A 16,949-nucleotide genomic window follows, 5' to 3' on the forward strand; every position below is an offset into this window, starting at 1 on the left:
AAGTTGTTATATCCCACGGTCTTCATGGTGGTTGTAATTGTTGAGACATTCGTTTACATTCCTGTGGGTATGTTCATGAATGTGCAGGTGGACATGTCCTTTGCCACCTTCTATAGTTTTTGTTAATTCATCAACTGCTTCATTGATGCTTAAGGGCAATTTCTCACAGTCATATCCAAAACATGTGAGAACCTGGAAGAGCTTGAATACATCGGGTGCCTCCAGGTTGTTATCCCTGAGTAATTGCCAGTCTGAAAATATTTCGCGAGGCGTACCTTCGGCAATAATTTCCTGATTTATAATATATATCCGGTCAACAAGTTCCGGAAGGGTATTCACTTCATGGCTTGCAATTATGGTTGTAATCCCTTCACTGTTGAGGCGGTTTACGAGTTTGATCAGTTCCGCTTTGCTTCTGGGATCAAGATTTGCAGTGGGCTCGTCAAGGATCAGTATTTCCGGTCCCATTGAAAGCACAGCAGCAATTGCAGCCCTCTTTTTCTGGCCATAACTGAGGTTATGGGGTACCCTTTCTTCAAATCCAGAAAGTCCCACTGTCTTCAGTGCAGAAGATACTCTCTCCTCTACCTCTTCTTTATTGAGTCCCATGTTGATGGGCCCGAATGCCACATCATCAAAGATTGTTGGCATGAAAAGCTGGTCATCCGGATCCTGGAATACGACCCCTACCCTGTGTATCCTTTCCTCGGTTTTGAGGCTGGAAATATCCTGGTTGAATATGCTGACTTCACCATCGGGATTTTTGATAACCCCGTTTAAATGCATGAAAAGGGTGGTCTTACCCGCACCGTTGGGGCCCAATATACCTATTTTTTCTCCCTTTTTGACATGTAGTTCTATATCCTTTAATGCGAGTGTACCGTCGGGATATGCATAATTTAAATTACGGACACTTATTGCTTCATTCATTTAGAACACCAGATGATAGGTATGTAACAGGATCGCAACCGATATAATAATTATACCTGCCAGATAATCTTTTGATTTCATATGAAATTCCACGATAGTGCATGGTTTGCCAGTGTATCCTTTTGCAATCATTGCCTGATATACCCTTTCAGCCCGGTCATAACTTTTTACAAGGAGCATTCCGATAAGGTTTCCTGTTATAGAAAGGGCATATTTGCCTGTTGTTGGGCGAAAACCTTTTGATCTTATGGCCTTCCACATCCGCTGGAACTCATCAGTTATCACAAAAATATAGCGGTATGTGAACATAAGCATCTGTACTATAGTGGAAGGTAATTTCAGGGAATAAAGGGCCTTGATGGTTGTGTCAAAACTTGCGGTCGCAAGCATAATGACCACCAGTGTAACCGCTGCAATTGCCCGCAGCATTATGAGGCTTGCAAGATAGACTCCTTCATATGAAACAGTGAAATAGCCGCCTCCAAACATTCCTCTGCCTTCCACTGTAAATGGCAATATGAAAAAAAGGGGTAAAAGAATAAGTACTGCCCATTTGACCCTGTGCAAAACAAACTTTTTAGGTAACCCGGAGATGACCAATATCATCAGGCTGGCCAAGAGGGCGATTAGGGCAAGGTTTACGCTGGGAAGGAAGACAAATGAAAATATGAGGATTAAAAAGGCTACCAGTTTCATCCTGTGGTCCAGGGAATGGATGGGTGAATCCATCTCTGCATAACGGTCAATATGGGGATATTCCATTAAAGTTGCACCTTTCATTCTTTCTGCATTTTACGGGCACGTGCGTACAATCCAATCCCGGCAAATCCCAGAATGTACCCGATTCCTGCTACAATGTTGGCTGTGAGGGGTAGTTCCGTGTCATCTGTGGAATTGTTTTCTACCGTAGATTCTCCCTCACCCTTGAGATCTATCTCAATTTCGTCCTGATGTCCCATCTGGGAGACAATTATGCGATATTCATCCACTCCGAGTTTCGGGGAGAAATAGTACATACCATCTTCATCGGTTACATCTTCAATATAAATCTCCTCTTCACCGTCTTTTATGGCATATATCGTAATTTCGGCGTTGGCTATGGGGTCTCCGCCACCATACCAAGCCTTCACCTCTACTTCGTTTACCTGGTGCATGAGATAAACACGATGGGCAGAAACTGCGGGAGTTGCAAGCATTGCAAGAATCAGGGCCAACATCAGCATATTGATTATCCGTTTATTCATTTTTTGACCTCCTTTCAGGTAACATTTCAGGTTTAACCTTCAGCAGAAATCCGACTACAGAACCTGTCACAAGGGCTTCAACTATCATTATTGGTGCGTGGGCTGCAATAGCCGCATAGGCTACTTCGGTGAATTCCTCGCCTGTAGTGACAAGAACCAGGGCCATCAGGAGGGCTGTTATCAAAGTCGCAAGTCCGCCGCAGATAATTCCCAGGACGGATGGATTGACACCTGCCGAATATCCCTTCTTGAATATGAATGCTATGATTAAGGCAGGTATGCCCACATTCAATGTGTTCACCCCGATCACCGTAATTCCTCCATGCTGGAACAGGAATGCCTGTAATATAAGGCCCACAAAAATTGCGGGGTAGGCAAGAGTACCCAACAGGACACCGAGTAAACCGTTGAGTATCAGGTGTACGGATGTGGGTCCCAGGGATATGTGTATCAGGGAAGCAACAAAAAAAGCAGCTGTCAATATGGATATTTTCGGGATCTGTTCCAGTGGCTCTTCCTTCCTGTTACTTCGCCAGAGTGTCAGGGCAAGCAATATTGCAGTAGCTGCCCAGCCTGCTGCAATTACTATCGGGGAAAGCACACCATCTGTAATGTGTACCATTGTAGTCCTCTTATGAAATAAATGAATGTAAACATTTAGTGTTATGGTAGCCTTATGAAGTATGATTTAATATAAAAAAAGATTGGGGATTTATTTCCCCTGATTATTTTCTTCTGCTGAGGAAGACTGCTCCAAGGATAGCGGCAATAGCAAATATCCCTTCAAAGCCGGGAGCACTTTCAGTGGTGGATTCCGCGGATTCCTTTGCTTCTTGTGCAAGTTGTTTTGCTTCATCCACTTCCTGCTGGAGTTCTGCATAGTCACCGCTTGAACCTTCTGCAGGGAACTCTTCGATCACCGGTATGATGAACACTCCTCGTGTTGCTTTTCCGGATTCTGGTTCCATGGTAGCACCCACAAACCAGATGCCTGGTTCGTCAAGGGTATAGGAGAACTCTCCCTGTGAATTGGATTTTGTAAGCCTTGTAAAGACCATGGGAGCGTCATAGGGATACATTTCCTCTGCTTCTTCCACAACTTCTTTACCTTCCTCAAGGTCGTGATAGATCTCAATTTCCACATCTGCATCTGCCAGCGGTTTATCGTTGTGGAGGGCCTGGCCTGCAAAAACAAATCCTTCTTCCATGCCATAGGGTCTCATGTAGGGCATGATTTCCGTTTCCTGTCCTACTTTACGATCCCAGCCCACCCACATCTCTTCTCCGCAGTGGATCACGGCTTTGGTGTAATCAATGAGTTCTTCCTCACCGTCTTCATATTTAACTGCGAGTACAGTGTCGCCCATCTGATCCACGGTAAATGATGTCTTGTAGGCGACAAAAGTGCCATCATTGCCGTCTTCATCCATTCCTTCTACGGTAGTTTCCTCCACAGTGAGGGTTTCTGTTGTCCCGTCAGGTTTTGTGATGGTCACTTCGGGTATCGAGCTTACATCAAAAGAGATGTGTTCATAGGGATGTCCCCACATGATATAGATGGTTTTTTCCTCTCCGAGTTCTGCAATATAATCTTCAGGCGCAACGTCCCACATATTTTCATCATCTGATGGGAAGACCATGGTGAAATGGGCACTGGCCGTTCCAATAGTGACGACCAGCATAATAGCCAGTAATAGTGTTGTGATTATTTTTCTCATTTTTCTACTCCTTATGTGTGATTATTATCTACAGAAAAAGCAATAAGTGTTACTAATACTTATTATTTTGTGATTATTTTGCATATGGGATGCGCTACTAAGATTTAATTAATGGCTACAAAATACCTTTTTCATATGTTGAATAAAAAAATTAAGCACATGCCCCAGCAGCATGCGGGGTATGCACGTAGAAAACATAGAAACTTTGCACATCCCTTCTCTTAAGGAATGTCGCCTTTTCCCGGTCTTCGATATGCTGGGCAAACACAATCCATTTACCGTCGGAAGTTTCCCTGCAATCGGTGATCTGGGGTATGTCCCATTCTCTTTTATCCTTCAGCACTACGTGTGCATTGACAAAGGAATCATGCGGCATGTCATGTAGCATATGTCTCACGGGCGAGGCATATGCACGCCTGCTATACATCATACAACCACTCCCGTTTTCAGTCAACAATAGAATGTATTTATTGAACATATATGTAATTTACGAAGTAGGTTCTGCATCTCTACAACAATATTTAATACAATAATACTTCATTGTCATTTACATGCTCACAAAAAGAATCATCCCCTGTCTTGACGTAACCCTGGACGAAGCAGGCGGGACCGTAGTTAAGGGTGTGGAATTCCTTGACCTCAGGAAAGCCGGTGATCCGGTGGAACTGGCAAAACGCTATAATGAACAGGGCGCTGACGAACTGGTTTTCCTGGATATCACGGCATCCCATGAAGGCAGGGATACCATGATCGATGTGATCCAGCGCACGGCGAATGAGGTTTTCATTCCCCTGACCGTGGGAGGAGGTATCGGTTCGGTTCAACGTATAAGGGAGATTCTGCGTGCGGGTGCGGATAAAGTATCTATCAACACCGCCGCTGTCAAAAACCCGGAACTTGTGCGGGAAGGTGCGGATATATTCGGCTCCCAGTGTATTGTTGTTGCTATTGATTGTAAGCGCAATAGCGATATTGAGAACAATCCGGACAAGACCATTATAGAACTTGAGGATGGAAGCCGTGTATGGTATGAAGTCGTCATCTATGGCGGACGCAAACGTACCGGTATCGATACTGTACAGTGGGCCAAACAGGTGGAAGAACTGGGTGCAGGCGAGATCCTGCTAACCAGCATGGATCGTGATGGTACCTATGACGGTTTTGACCTGCCGATAACCCGTAAATTGTCCGAGGAACTGGAAATCCCAATTATTGCTTCCGGCGGTGTGGGTGGCCCTGAACACATGCAGGAAGGGTTTGTAAAAGGCAAAGCCGATGCAGGACTGGCTGCCAGTATTTTCCACTTCGGGGAATATACGGTTGATGATGTGAAAAAACACCTGCGTAAGAACAACGTGCCTGTACGACCCTGAGGTGGCAGTAATGGAAATAGCAGCCTTCCAGCAACTGATGCGTGATCTCTATCTGGAAAACGACAAAAGGCGGGGTAAAACAGCGACTACCCTCTGGTTGGTGGAAGAAGTGGGTGAGCTGGCTGAGGCTATCCGGCGGGATGATCACGATAATATCCGGGAAGAACTGGCTGACTGTTTTGCCTGGATAGGGGCCTTGGCAAATCTCTACGGGATAGACCTGGAGGAGGTATTCAGCGAGAAATATCCGCAGAGTTGTCCCACCTGTGGAAAGAATCCGTGCATCTGCACGGATTAAAGTTATTCTTTAATTACAAAAATATATTTATTTATTTAATTACTGTATTCAATGTATTTATAGATTGGTAATTGTCATTCCCTGTCCAGTTCTATGTATGTGTCGCTGGAACTTTGTGGATGTCCATGTATATCAATGCGAGAGAAGGAACAATTCGCTTGTTATGTATCCATTCCGGGTATTTAATTCACTCAATGGCATGATGGAGTTCTAATGGTTCTTTAGGATTTTTATTTACTTCAATAATCAATAACTCTAAGTCCAGGTCTTCTGGATACTCTCCTGTAATTTGTCTCTTTGTTATGCTGTTGTCCAAAGTAATTTTATATAAATAAGTGTCTTTTTTCAGACTAATGGGAGTAGGTTTCAATGTTTCATTTGGAGCTATATTGTATGTTTTATTAAATCTGGAAATATTTTGTGAGTCGAGTATTTCTACTGTTACTGAATGAGCTGTATTATCTGAGTTGCGTATGAAATATCTCAGGGTACCATTTTCATTTTTTGTAGTATCTGTTTGATCTGATAATGAAAATACAATGAAGAAAGCTATCGATGCTAGTACACAGATGGCTATAAATGTATAAGCGAATTTTTTATTCATATGTTCTTCCTCGTAAACTTTGAAATATACCACTCAAGACAAGGTCTTCAGCTTAATTTGGAATTGGTTCAGTGATTTCCGTTCCTGTTCCATAATTCACTTTCAGAACGATTTTTTCTGGAAGAAGTAGGATTTCTTTTCCAATCTCCTGCATATTTAAATAAAATTCCGCATAGAAATGAAGTTGTTAAGGCTACTCCAGCAGATCTTGGGTTCCCTGATACGAAATCAATAAGTTCGAATAATATGATTATTAGGGATATTTGGAATGCTATTCCTATAACTTTGTTTCTTTCCATGCCATCACATTTTATTAGTAGGCTAAGTAAAAAGATGTTAAAGAGCAGTAAGAAATTTAAGTATTATTATACAGGTTATACCAATGTGAACCACTTTTTACTCTTATGTACACTAGTGCTGGATATGAAAGAATATTGGAGTATGGGATTCATACATCGAGACTTACATCAGAGTTTTGTTCATACCAGTACCAATTTTCTATTCCAAGGCCTATAATTATGCCCAAAGCTTCTGTAATTGTCACCGGTCCATCCGCAAGAATGCCTGTTAGATTATACAGTGTCAAAACCAACAACAATCTTGCTTTAGGGCGTTTTGGGGTCCAAGCCGACTCTGCAAATTCAGTTTGGATCCCTTTTCACATTATGGCAATGCGACATTGCAAAAATGTTTCTTAATCTATATAACTATTGTGGCCATATCCTCCAACTGTATGATCTGCAATAATAAAAAATGACTTTGTAGAATATATCCTTTGTATATCATAGAGTGTTTGACATACTTGGCAAGTGTCCACATATTTAAAAAAGGATTTCTACAGAACCGTTTTGTTTTTATTTATATTGTTATTAATTATGCATTTTTACTTGAATATTGATGACACTATACCTGTTATAGCCAAATATATCACTACCACCATTAACCAATTAAGCAAAGATAAATTTATTTCTTTAGTACGCTCATATTTTTTGATCATGTATACCAACAATACAAATAAAAAAATCTCGATAACTAATAGAGTTATATCAAGTCCAATTATAAATGAAACCATATTCCCTCCAATATGACATTATATGCATTTCATAGTGAGTCATATAAAAAATTAAAAAGAAGGAGTCGTCTACCTCAGAAATTATTTTCAACTTACGTGTTCCCAGTCAGTGGAACTTATTCCATTGAAACTTGGTGGTGTAACACCTGATGGATAAACTCCAGAATACTGACCAATTACACGATAATATGCTGAAGATGAATAATCATAAGTATCCTCGGCTTCAAGTTCGTAAACATTGTTTTCGGACTCAAGTTCAATACCAACGATCTCTTCATCCCCATCATCACGCCATAAATGTGTGAGAACAGACATACTTGGTATCTTTGTATATGGGGTAGGTAACACCATTCTCTGCCAGGTTTTGTACGTAATTTCTGAACCATCATAGTCCAACTCAGAATTCGCGACCCCGAAATAAACACTTCGTGTTAGTCCAGTGGTAGCTGTGAATGTTTGTTTAGAATCAGGCCCTTCTGCAGCAGGATTTGTCCAGGATACTTCCATGTCATAATATGACTTTGTTGTTGCATCTGGAGATTTATCATAAGCTTCAGGGAACAACTGTTCAATATACTCTCCATATGTAATATCTGTACCCCACAATTTATTTGCAAGTTCAAGTCTTTCTTTCTCTGTTATAGAGGCAGAATCTGAGTTTGCACTTCCCACCCCTACAAATAGTATCATCAGCATGATAACCAGTGATACTACCATTGTTCGATTTATTGTTTTGTTCATTTCTTTCTTTACCTCATTTCAATTTACTCCTGAGGCAAGACCCGCAAACCTTAAACTGTATCAAAGCCAACAATAATCTTGCTTCAGGGCGTTTTGAGGTCCAAGCCGACTCTGCAAATTCAGTTTGGATCCCTTTTCACATTATGGCACTGTGACATTGCAAAAATGTTTCTCAATCTATATCACTATTGTGACCATATCATCCAACTGTATGATCCACAATAATAAAAAATGACTTTGTAGAATATATCCTTTGTATATCATAGAGTGTTTGATATACCTGGCAAGTGTTTATATGTTTAATATGATTCCTTTTTATTGATTCCAATATCCTCCTTTGACCTTATTTTCTTCTTACTGGAACGATGTTGGAAATTTGTTGTACATCTCGATACATTCTGATTTTAAAACATAATTAAGGTATTTCTGGTAAAACTTCTCAACAACGAAGTGACTATATATTATACAAAACATTCTTCTCAAGATACTATTTTATATGGTTTCGACAACTTTTGTATATTATAATTTGAACATACTTTTTGTGGAAACAACCTCTAATAAATATTATATAGTCGCGTAGCTAATTACATTTGGGTGTATCATTGTGAAAAATATAAAAGGTTCATTGAAGTTGTTATGCTTGTTGCTGGTGATGATATCCCTTGTATCAACAAGTGGCTGTCTTCGCTCTTTTGAAGAGGATAGCCAGTTACAAATAATCAATATTGACGTCATGGCAAAGGATGTCAGGAGTGCTTTTGTCGATCTCAATGTCACGATGTATGTTGAAAATTATGGGGAGACTGCCAGCAATAATAATACGACCATGATCCTGAAGGCTTATAATACCCGTACCGGGCTGCTTGAAATAGAAAAAGAAAGTTCCATTGGCAATATTCCTGCTGAATCCACACGGGAGGTCACTATACCCGTAAACCTGCCTAAAAAGGACGGTTATCGTGTGGTCGCACTGGTTTTTGAGGATGGCTCCCGGAAAACTGGCAGACAGATCACTCTGAATAATATTGAGGATTTGCAGGGGGGTCTGGAAACTCCGGGTGTTGAAATCAGTGGAATGGATTTCATGGTAAGGGAAGTTGCTGAGAATAAAGTGCTGATCCAGAATGATATCTATCTCACAAATGAGGGGGTTGGTGAAAACAAAAATTACCGGATGCTGGTCAAAGCCAGGGAAATGGATGCCCGCCTGATTGCTGATAAGGCGTGGACTGATACTGGCATTTTTGCACCGGATGAAACTGTGATCAGATCGGTCAATCTTAGCGTCCCTGACAATTACAACTATGCAGTTGAGGTAATTCTCTGGGAAGACAACACGATCGTCAGGCAGGGGGTGGATTATGTCCAGCTGAATCCTGAGAAGGAGATCGATAAGGACAAGTGGTTGCAGACAAAGGATATCGATTCCGGGGATTTTGTTGTTGAGGGATTCGGTGAGGCTCCCGCGGAAGAAGAATCAGCATCAGAATATCCGACTGAGGAGCCAGGTACACCTGGTTTTGAAATATTTGGTGCTTTGGTGATGCTTTGTATGGTGTATTTCGTGGCAAGGAGGAATAAGGATGAGTGAGGAAATTACTGATAACAGGAAAGACCTGGTGTACTATTTCAGGCAGGCGAGTTTTGCAATACTGATGCTTTTGATTCTGATATCGGTATTCAGGCTATATTTTGCCCTGGAAAATATTATCAGTACGTGGTTTGAGTACCAGTATGTGCCGATATTCAGGGCCGTTTATAATCTGGTTGTGCTTATAGTAGCCCTGTACATTGTGATACACTATTTTGTCAGGAAGCAGGATTGAACTGCTTTCCTTCTTCTTTTTTAGCAGGCAGCTTTTATATAACGCCCGTCCATATGCACACCAGACAATGAACAAAAAACCTGAACTTCTTGCTCCTGCAGGCGACTACAATTCCCTGGTGGCTGCGGTCCAGAACGGGGCTGATGCGGTCTATCTCGGCGGTTCAGCCTTTAGTGCACGGGGCTATGCAGACAATTTCCCGGCTGACAATCTCGGGGAAGCGATTGATTATGCCCATCTTTACGGGGTCCGGGTCTATGTGACCGTAAATACCCTCATAAAGGACAGTGAGTTTTCGCAGGCAATTGATTTTTTGACTGAATTATGCAATATGGGAGTGGATGCGGTCATTGTACAGGATATCGGCCTGCTTGCCGCCTGCCGTAGCCACCTCCCGCATTTGCCCGTTCATGCCAGTACCCAGATGACAGTACACAATACTGAGTCAGTGAAATTGCTGGAACAATACGGGGTAAAACGTGTGGTCCTCTCCCGCGAGATGAGCCTGGAAGAGATTGCTGCCCTGAATGATAACACGGATATGGAACTCGAGGTCTTCGTTCACGGGGCCCTCTGTATCTCGTATTCCGGGCAGTGTCTTATGAGTAGTATTATTGGGGGAAGGAGTGGCAATAGAGGCTACTGCGCCCAGCCCTGTCGCAGGCAGTATTCGCTTAGTTGTGACGGCGAAATTGTTGCAGCAGGCTACCTCTTAAGTCCCAAAGACCTGTGTGCAGCCCGTCTGATTCCGGAGCTGGTAGCAGCGGGTGTGGATTCTTTCAAGATAGAGGGCAGGATGAAAAGACCCGAATATGTGGGGGGTGTGGTCTCCATCTATCGCAAGCTTATCGATCGTTATTTTGCAAACCCCACAAAGTTCCATGTGGCCGAATCAGAGATACGTTATCTTGAACAACTTTTCAATCGGGGGTTCACTTCAGCCTACCTTGAAGGAGGTACCCGGGACATGATGGGTACCGTCTCACCGGGTAATCAGGGCATTCCCATTGGGAAAGTTGTGGGAATTGGCAGGTATATGGATCGTGCTGTAGTTTTCCTTGAGGAAGACCTGGCCGTAGGCGACGGGATTGTTTCGGGAGCAGGTGACGGTGAGAAGATAGGTGTGATCTATCGGGAAGGCAGGCAGGAAAAGAGTGCCTCGGCCGGGGATACGATAGAGATCCCTTTCTCCGGAAGCCTGGAGGAAGGGGATATCCTTTACCGTACTCTGGACAGCCGCCAGATAAAACAGTTGCAACAGACATATACCTCTCCTGCACCACAACGTAAAATTCCGGTCATTATGCAGCTGGAGGCACGGTTGGGTCATCCTCTAAGTCTTTCAGTGAAGGATAGGGATTGCAGTACCGTATCCCTGCATTCTGACTATGTGGTCGAGGCGGCCAAAGGAAAAGCAGCCTCTGAAAAACAGTTGCGCAAACAGCTGGCAAAACTGGGAAATACGGCTTTTGTTCCCTCCTCTATATCTATAGAAATGGATGAAGGTATTTTCGTTCCCGTTGGGGTACTGAATGATCTGCGCAATGATGCTGTGGACCTTCTGCAAAAAAAACGAACCGAACAATATCATCGGGAATGCAGCAAACCTTCCTTTGAGCCGGTGGATAGTAGTGCTGTATCCAATACAAACCCGTTGCTCTGTGTGGCTGTATCTTCGGTTGAAGATGCACAGGCTGCTGTGGCTGCAGGTGCAGATGTGATATATTTCGCAGGATTGCACATGCCTTCGGTTGATGAAATTGCTATAGTTAAGGAACAATGCCAGAGTTACGGAACATCTCTTTATCTTTCCACCCCTCGAATCATTAAAAACGGGGAAATGAAAGATCTTTTCTGGCTGCTGGAAGAAGCACGTGAATGCAGTGGGCTGCTTGTGGCCAACATGGGAATGATCGGGATGGCATCGGAAAAGCAAATTCCTTTTGTTATAGACACCCAGCTTAATGTTTTCAACCATCATTCCTGCAGTTTCCTGAAAAACCTCGGGGCCCGAAGGGTCACGGCATCTGTGGAACTGACACTGGATGAACTCGGTCAGGTCGCTGACGGCTGCAGCGGTCTGGAATGCATCGTGGAAGGCAACTTCGAGGTAATGGTCTCAGAATATTGCCCTCTTTCGCACACTTCAGGGTGTTCGGATTCCTGTGGGGTGATGGAAAGTGTCCTGGTCGACAGGAAAGGTTATTCCTTCCCCCTGAAAACGGATGAATACTGCCGTATGCACCTGCTTAACTCCCGGGGATTGAGCATGCTTGATTACCTGGAGGACGTGATTGCCACAGGAGTTTCTGCTATACGTATTGAAGCCCGCTGGGAATCACCGGGTGATATCGGCAGTCTGGTTGGCCTGTACAGGCAGGTTCTGGACGGCAGGGCGGGTACAAAGAAAATGCGTGCAGGCAAAAAATATACCACTGGTCACTTCTATCGGGGTGTACTATGAAAGTATTCCTGTCAGGTTCTATCAGGGGAGGCAGGCAAAACCTCCCGGTTTATCAGCAAATGGTCCAGATTGTAGAAAGTCAAGGGCATGATGTGGCCAGCCTGCATGTGGCTGACCCACATGTTGAAGAAAACGAAGCAGGCATGTCCGAATCCGAAATTTTTGAAAGGGATATGCACCTGCTTGATGGCTGTGACTGCATGGTTGCGGAGGTTTCTCTTGCCTCCACAGGTGTTGGCTATGAGGTATGCTCTGCCCTGAACCTCGGTATTCCGGTACAATGTGTTTACCGCGAGGGTTCAACAGTTTCTGCAATGCTGCTGGGAAACACCAACCACCTGATCCTCCTGGATGCCTACCGTGAAGCAAAAGATCTTGAAGCCCTCATCCCGTCGTTTTTGGATTTTGTGAGCGGTGAAGATCAGGTGGAATGACTTTCCAGTCCAGCATGGATGAAAGACAAGCCCCTGCATTGGAAACAAATATATAATTATGCTGCATATTTTCGTGTATGGTAGGATCAGAAATAATTCTCGTTCTTGTAGCTATTATTGTAGCTCTCATGATCTATAAGGTTCTCAAGACCGTAAAAGGGCTCATAGTTAACACCATTCTCGGCCTTGCCATAATCGTGGGAGCGAACATCGTTTTCGGATTGGGTATAGCTTACTCGGCCGTGGTAATCCTGACATGTGCTATTGGAGGGCCCATCGGGGCCTTACTGGTTATCCTGCTCAACCATCTGGGAATTTTCTTCTGAAGGTTTGCGGGCCACCAGGAAAATCGAATGGCGGGTATATTCCCTGCCTCTGAATATCTTTTTTTTCAGTCTGTTTTCTTTTTTACTGATATCCAGTTTATCAAAAAGACCCTCTAATTCTTCCATGATAAAATAGTGGTAGATAATTCCATTTTTGCGCCGGAATGTATGCTGCTCCACGGCATCCCCTCCATAGCGCATGTCCTCCCTGCCAAAAGCCTCGAAGATAAGTTTCCCACCCGGTTTCAGTACATTCGTCATCTGGTTTGCGGCCTGTTTTCTTTCCGCCTCAAAAAGGTGCTGGAGTACCCCCTGGCACAGTACCACATCAAAAGAGTTCTCAGGGAAAGGAAGTTCTGTAATGCTTGCCCTGCATAACGGCAATTCTGCCTTTTCCCGCAATCTCAAAAGGCCACGCTGGGAGACATCACAGCCCGCCATTATATATTCCTGAGAGAGGGGGATGGCATACCTGCCGTGGCCGCAGCCGGCATCCAGAATAAGTTCGTTTCCTTCAAGTTCCTCCTGCAGGGAGGATATATCCAGTGGTCCCGCCCACCGGACATGACGGTACTCCTCATCCCAGGCTCTGAAGTGTTCGTAGTTCATATCAGGGCCTGTACGCGGCGGCTTCCCTGAATCGCCTGATCAGGAATTCCTTTTCCAGTGAGGACAAAAACCACCCGGCTTTAGGACCGGAAGCCTGGCCCAGCAGGGATATGTAGAGGGCTTTGAACAAATCCTTCGGGCCAATGGTAAATTCCTCCCCCAGTACTTTCTCCATATCCCTGTGCAGCCTGCCTTCTTCTTCCTTTGCGGAATAGACAAGATTGTGATAATCAGAACCATCAAGTTCTGCACTTTCTTCCAGGGCATCGGCAAGGGTTGTCAGGAATGCTCGTTGTTTGTCGGAAAGGGTGGCTGCAAGTTCGGGCAGTTTTTCCTGAACACTGAATTTTGCGAAGGGAGGTGCATACATATCAAGCCAGTTGCCCACATTATCGGCAAGCTGTTTTATACATTCCGTGTTTTTGGTATCGTAACCCGCTCGCTCTACGATTTTCAATATTCTGTCAAAATCCCCGTGAGCTACCTGATGGATGGTTGTCATGTGCTTGAATGGGATGTCCGTATGGCACAGGCCGCTTGCATGGGAAAGTTCCTTTACACGCCTGTCATATTCGGAGTTGCCTCCTGTATGATGGAGTTTCTCATACTGGTCCACAAGAGTAAGCAGCGGCTGTGCAGGGTCAAAACGGATGTGTTTTTCGGGCTTGGTTCGGATGATCAGATATCTCAGGACCTCAGGAGGTACGACCTTGAGCATATCTGCAATGGATACGACCACGCCGGTGGATGAGGACATTGCTCCTTCCTTTCCCAGCATGATCCATTCATAGACTATGGGATGTGGGGGTTCGTAACCAAAGATTTCCCGGGCGATACGCTTTCCGGTGTCATAGGAGCCACCCCTTGAGGCGTGGTCCTTGCCGAAAGGTTCCACAGTCACGCCGAGGATCTGCCAGCGAGCAGGCCAGTCCACGCGCCAGGTAAGTTTCCCCCCGCCCTGCATGGGTACAGTGCCACTGTGACCGCAGGAACAGGTGTAATCCACTGTTTCTTCCATTTCATCGAAATCCGTAACCTTTGTGGTATTGATCTTTCCACACTTCATACAGATCGGGTTGAAAGGATTCCAGTCATCAGTAGGTTCCTTTCCGGAAACCTCTTTCAGGATGGCTGCAATCTCATCTCTCTTTTTCAGGGCGGTTTTAATGGCCTCGTTATACCTGCCGGATTTGTACAGTTCATCTGCCAGGTATACTTCAGGCTTGATTCCCAGCCGGTGCAGGGAATCCAGGAAAGGCTGCAGGAAATGATCTGCATAATTCTTGCACTCTCCGCAGGGACATGGGATCTCGGAGAGAGGTTTGCCCACATGTTCCTCATAACTTTCATCCAAAAACGGATAGACCTTTCTCAGAGGATCGTAGGTGTCTGCAATGTAGATCAGTTCTGCTTTTGCATCCTTATCCAGTAATGCACGATATGCGGCATCGGCTGTCACAACCTCCCGCATGTTCCCGACATGGATATGGCCGGAGGGGGTGATACCGGTGGCAACGAGGTGTGTGTTTCCCCTTTCAAGGGTTTCTTCAGCAACAACATCTGCCCAGTGTGTAATTTCTGCCATTATGTTCACCGATAATGATTTTATTTAAAATTTCTATGATTATGTGCCTTTCTAAAGGTGTCATGTTTTAAATGAATATCTGTAGGTATCGAAATTTATTTATCAATAAGGCTCTATCGGACAACCATGATTCCTTCCAGGGCGTTCCTCACAAAGGGAACAGGTGTCCATCGGGATAAACTGGCTTCCTTTGAACTTGCTTTAAGGGATGCGGGTATTGAAAAATATAATCTTGTGAGTGTTTCCAGTATTCTTCCACCGGGTTGCAGGATGATTCCAAAGGACGAGGGTCTTGAATATCTCAGTCCCGGAGAGATCGTCTATTCCGTACTTGCTCGCAACCAGACCAATGAAGCCCATCGTCTGATAGCTTCGGCAGTAGGAACGGCGGTACCTGTGAATGAGGATAATTATGGATACATTTCAGAACATCATTCCTTCGGGGAAGATGAGGATACTGCAGGGATGTATGCAGAGGATATTGCTGCCACAATGCTCGCAACCACCCTGGGTATTGAATTTGATGCCGATTCTGCCTGGCAGGAAAGGGAACAGCTCTACAGGGCCAGCGGTCATATTATTAATACTTCCCACTTCTGCCAGACCGCTAAAGGAGACAGGAGTGGCCTCTGGACAACCGTTGTGGCTGCTATGGTATTTGTGGAGTAAGTCAATCAGTAAGTTTTGTGGTGATTTCTTCCAGGTCGCAGAAATCAGACCTGAAATTATAGGCTCCGGCATTTATGAAAGTAATCGGATCGCCAATTTGCGGCCTCTTCTCTAGATATACACGGTACCTGAACAGATCCATTGAGCAGGGTGTACAACCTTTGATCACATAGGCTTCTCCTTCATTACTGCTGACCTCATTCTCCACACGTAGTTTTACAGGTACCAGGATTGCATCCATATCACTGTTGTATACGGAAGCATTCACGATGACATTTTCCTCATAAACCGCCATCACACGGGTTACCAGTTTGCCTGCAGGTGCGGCAATATACCTGCCGGGTTCAATCATGAGGGATATGTCCCTGTCATGCAACCATTTCCTGAAATCTGTAATTCTTTTGAAAATACCTCCGATGACATCGGCATTACTGTTGGCATAAACTGAAGGTAACCCTCCCCCGATATTGAGAATATCGATGGCATCCAGTGTTTCAGGACTGATTACATCTTCGATATCACGCTGCAGTTTCCATTCGCTCACGTTCTGGGTCTTCCTGTGGAAATGTATGCCAAGTTTACCGATATTAGGGCTGTCCACCAGTTCGCCAATACGCTGGTTTATGGTTGCAGAAGGCATACCAAAGACAAAATAGCGTTCGGTACGGATGGAATTTTCCCGCAGTTTGAGCCTGAGCATAAGGTTGACCTTGCGGTTGGTGTCCTTAAGGGTTGCAAGCAGGATGTCCAGATCATGCTCGTTGTCCAGAATGAAATTGCGAATGCCCCTGTCATAGAGCTCCTTTACCTGGTCACTGCTCCACCCCTGTGCCAGAAAGATCGCCCGGGAGAGATCACGTATATGTTTCAGTTCGTTCTCCATATGAACGCTGAAAAAACAATCTGTCATCTCTTCAAGTACGGAGGTGACTTTGGGGTTAGTCTTGGAACTGTATGAGACAATGTCAGCTATATCCTCCACCCGATTATACTGCTGCATAATCACATTTTTTGAAAGAATGAATTTGGGATCAGGGACAGTCATTTTTAAATCTC

Annotated in this window: 20 protein-coding genes; 8 read left to right on the top strand and 12 right to left on the bottom strand. The window is 44.4% G+C overall.

From position 1 onward, the window contains the following. Positions 1 to 6: 6 nt before the first annotated feature. From BKM01_RS00210 to BKM01_RS00235, 6 genes are all read right to left on the bottom strand, one after another. Positions 7 to 930: an energy-coupling factor ABC transporter ATP-binding protein gene (locus BKM01_RS00210; protein WP_072361542.1), complete on the bottom strand. Its 924-nt coding sequence runs from the start codon at positions 928 to 930 to the stop codon at positions 7 to 9. Then, positions 931 to 1,710 carry a cobalt ECF transporter T component CbiQ gene (gene cbiQ / locus BKM01_RS00215; RefSeq protein WP_233125728.1) on the bottom strand — a complete coding sequence of 260 codons (780 nt, stop codon included), beginning with the start codon at positions 1,708 to 1,710 and terminating at the stop codon, positions 931 to 933. It abuts the gene before it with no gap. Further along, complete coding sequence (locus BKM01_RS00220; RefSeq protein ID WP_072361540.1) at positions 1,707 to 2,174, bottom strand: peptidase associated/transthyretin-like domain-containing protein; 468 nt, start codon at positions 2,172 to 2,174, stop codon at positions 1,707 to 1,709. The genes cbiQ and BKM01_RS00220 overlap by 4 nt, the downstream gene beginning before the upstream one ends. Further along, complete coding sequence (gene cbiM / locus BKM01_RS00225) at positions 2,167 to 2,796, bottom strand: cobalt transporter CbiM (protein ID WP_072361537.1); 630 nt, start codon at positions 2,794 to 2,796, stop codon at positions 2,167 to 2,169. The genes BKM01_RS00220 and cbiM overlap by 8 nt, the downstream gene beginning before the upstream one ends. A gap of 103 nt (positions 2,797 to 2,899) precedes the next feature. Next, positions 2,900 to 3,892: a DUF4198 domain-containing protein gene (locus BKM01_RS00230; protein WP_072361534.1), complete on the bottom strand. Its 993-nt coding sequence runs from the start codon at positions 3,890 to 3,892 to the stop codon at positions 2,900 to 2,902. Positions 3,893 to 4,043: 151 nt separating this feature from the next. After that, positions 4,044 to 4,322 carry a hypothetical protein gene (locus BKM01_RS00235; protein WP_143744179.1) on the bottom strand — a complete coding sequence of 93 codons (279 nt, stop codon included), beginning with the start codon at positions 4,320 to 4,322 and terminating at the stop codon, positions 4,044 to 4,046. 121 nt (positions 4,323 to 4,443) lie between these two features. Here BKM01_RS00235 and hisF point away from each other — a divergent pair, with 121 nt between their 5' ends. Then, complete coding sequence (gene hisF / locus BKM01_RS00240; RefSeq protein ID WP_072361528.1) at positions 4,444 to 5,265, top strand: imidazole glycerol phosphate synthase subunit HisF; 822 nt, start codon at positions 4,444 to 4,446, stop codon at positions 5,263 to 5,265. Positions 5,266 to 5,275: 10 nt separating this feature from the next. Further along, complete coding sequence (locus tag BKM01_RS00245) at positions 5,276 to 5,563, top strand: MazG nucleotide pyrophosphohydrolase domain-containing protein (RefSeq protein WP_072361526.1); 288 nt, start codon at positions 5,276 to 5,278, stop codon at positions 5,561 to 5,563. Positions 5,564 to 5,750: 187 nt separating this feature from the next. Here BKM01_RS00245 and BKM01_RS00250 read toward each other — a convergent pair whose 3' ends face one another. The 3 genes from BKM01_RS00250 to BKM01_RS00260 form a co-directional block, all read right to left on the bottom strand. Beyond that, complete coding sequence (locus BKM01_RS00250) at positions 5,751 to 6,167, bottom strand: hypothetical protein (protein ID WP_072361523.1); 417 nt, start codon at positions 6,165 to 6,167, stop codon at positions 5,751 to 5,753. Between the two features lie 68 nt (positions 6,168 to 6,235). Continuing rightward, positions 6,236 to 6,466 carry a hypothetical protein gene (locus BKM01_RS10695; RefSeq protein ID WP_143744177.1) on the bottom strand — a complete coding sequence of 77 codons (231 nt, stop codon included), beginning with the start codon at positions 6,464 to 6,466 and terminating at the stop codon, positions 6,236 to 6,238. Between the two features lie 860 nt (positions 6,467 to 7,326). Beyond that, on the bottom strand, positions 7,327 to 7,980 hold the full coding sequence (locus BKM01_RS00260; RefSeq protein ID WP_072361517.1) for a hypothetical protein: 654 nt from the start codon (positions 7,978 to 7,980) through the stop codon (positions 7,327 to 7,329). A 604-nt stretch (positions 7,981 to 8,584) separates the two neighbouring features. On the opposite strand from BKM01_RS00260, the gene BKM01_RS00265 reads away from it, so the two are divergent. From BKM01_RS00265 to BKM01_RS00285, 5 genes are all read left to right on the top strand, one after another. After that, positions 8,585 to 9,571, top strand: a complete 987-nt coding sequence (locus tag BKM01_RS00265; protein WP_143744175.1) for a DUF7490 domain-containing protein — start codon at positions 8,585 to 8,587, stop codon at positions 9,569 to 9,571. Further along, complete coding sequence (locus BKM01_RS00270; RefSeq protein ID WP_072361511.1) at positions 9,564 to 9,806, top strand: hypothetical protein; 243 nt, start codon at positions 9,564 to 9,566, stop codon at positions 9,804 to 9,806. Before BKM01_RS00265 ends, BKM01_RS00270 begins: the two co-directional genes overlap by 8 nt. Positions 9,807 to 9,873: 67 nt before the next feature. Next, positions 9,874 to 12,270 carry a DUF3656 domain-containing U32 family peptidase gene (locus tag BKM01_RS00275; RefSeq protein WP_072361656.1) on the top strand — a complete coding sequence of 799 codons (2,397 nt, stop codon included), beginning with the start codon at positions 9,874 to 9,876 and terminating at the stop codon, positions 12,268 to 12,270. Beyond that, a complete protein-coding gene (locus BKM01_RS00280) occupies positions 12,267 to 12,704 on the top strand; it encodes a nucleoside 2-deoxyribosyltransferase (protein ID WP_072361508.1) in 438 nt (145 codons plus the stop codon). Before BKM01_RS00275 ends, BKM01_RS00280 begins: the two co-directional genes overlap by 4 nt. Positions 12,705 to 12,781: 77 nt before the next feature. Next, positions 12,782 to 13,030 carry a pro-sigmaK processing inhibitor BofA family protein gene (locus BKM01_RS00285; RefSeq protein ID WP_072361505.1) on the top strand — a complete coding sequence of 83 codons (249 nt, stop codon included), beginning with the start codon at positions 12,782 to 12,784 and terminating at the stop codon, positions 13,028 to 13,030. Here the strand turns inward: BKM01_RS00285 and BKM01_RS00290 are convergent. Beyond that, a complete protein-coding gene (locus BKM01_RS00290) occupies positions 12,989 to 13,639 on the bottom strand; it encodes a class I SAM-dependent methyltransferase (RefSeq protein WP_072361502.1) in 651 nt (216 codons plus the stop codon). The two genes, BKM01_RS00285 and BKM01_RS00290, sit on opposite strands and share 42 nt — an antisense overlap. Before the next feature lies 1 nt (position 13,640). Beyond that, positions 13,641 to 15,224 (bottom strand): lysine--tRNA ligase, encoded by a 1,584-nt coding sequence (lysS, locus tag BKM01_RS00295; protein ID WP_072361499.1) that lies wholly within the window; start codon positions 15,222 to 15,224, stop codon positions 13,641 to 13,643. A 126-nt stretch (positions 15,225 to 15,350) separates the two neighbouring features. Between lysS and BKM01_RS00300 the strand changes: the two genes are divergently transcribed. Then, positions 15,351 to 15,893, top strand: coding sequence for a pyruvoyl-dependent arginine decarboxylase (locus tag BKM01_RS00300; protein WP_072361494.1), 543 nt, complete (start codon positions 15,351 to 15,353; stop codon positions 15,891 to 15,893). 1 nt (position 15,894) lies between these two features. On the opposite strand, the gene BKM01_RS00305 is transcribed toward BKM01_RS00300, so the two are convergent. Beyond that, entirely contained in the window at positions 15,895 to 16,938 is a 1,044-nt protein-coding gene (locus BKM01_RS00305; RefSeq protein WP_072361491.1) for a decarboxylase, read from the bottom strand. Positions 16,939 to 16,949 lie beyond the last annotated feature (11 nt).

Origin of the sequence: Methanohalophilus portucalensis (assembly GCF_002761295.1) — an archaeon.
Taxonomy (GTDB): domain Archaea; phylum Halobacteriota; class Methanosarcinia; order Methanosarcinales; family Methanosarcinaceae; genus Methanohalophilus; species Methanohalophilus portucalensis.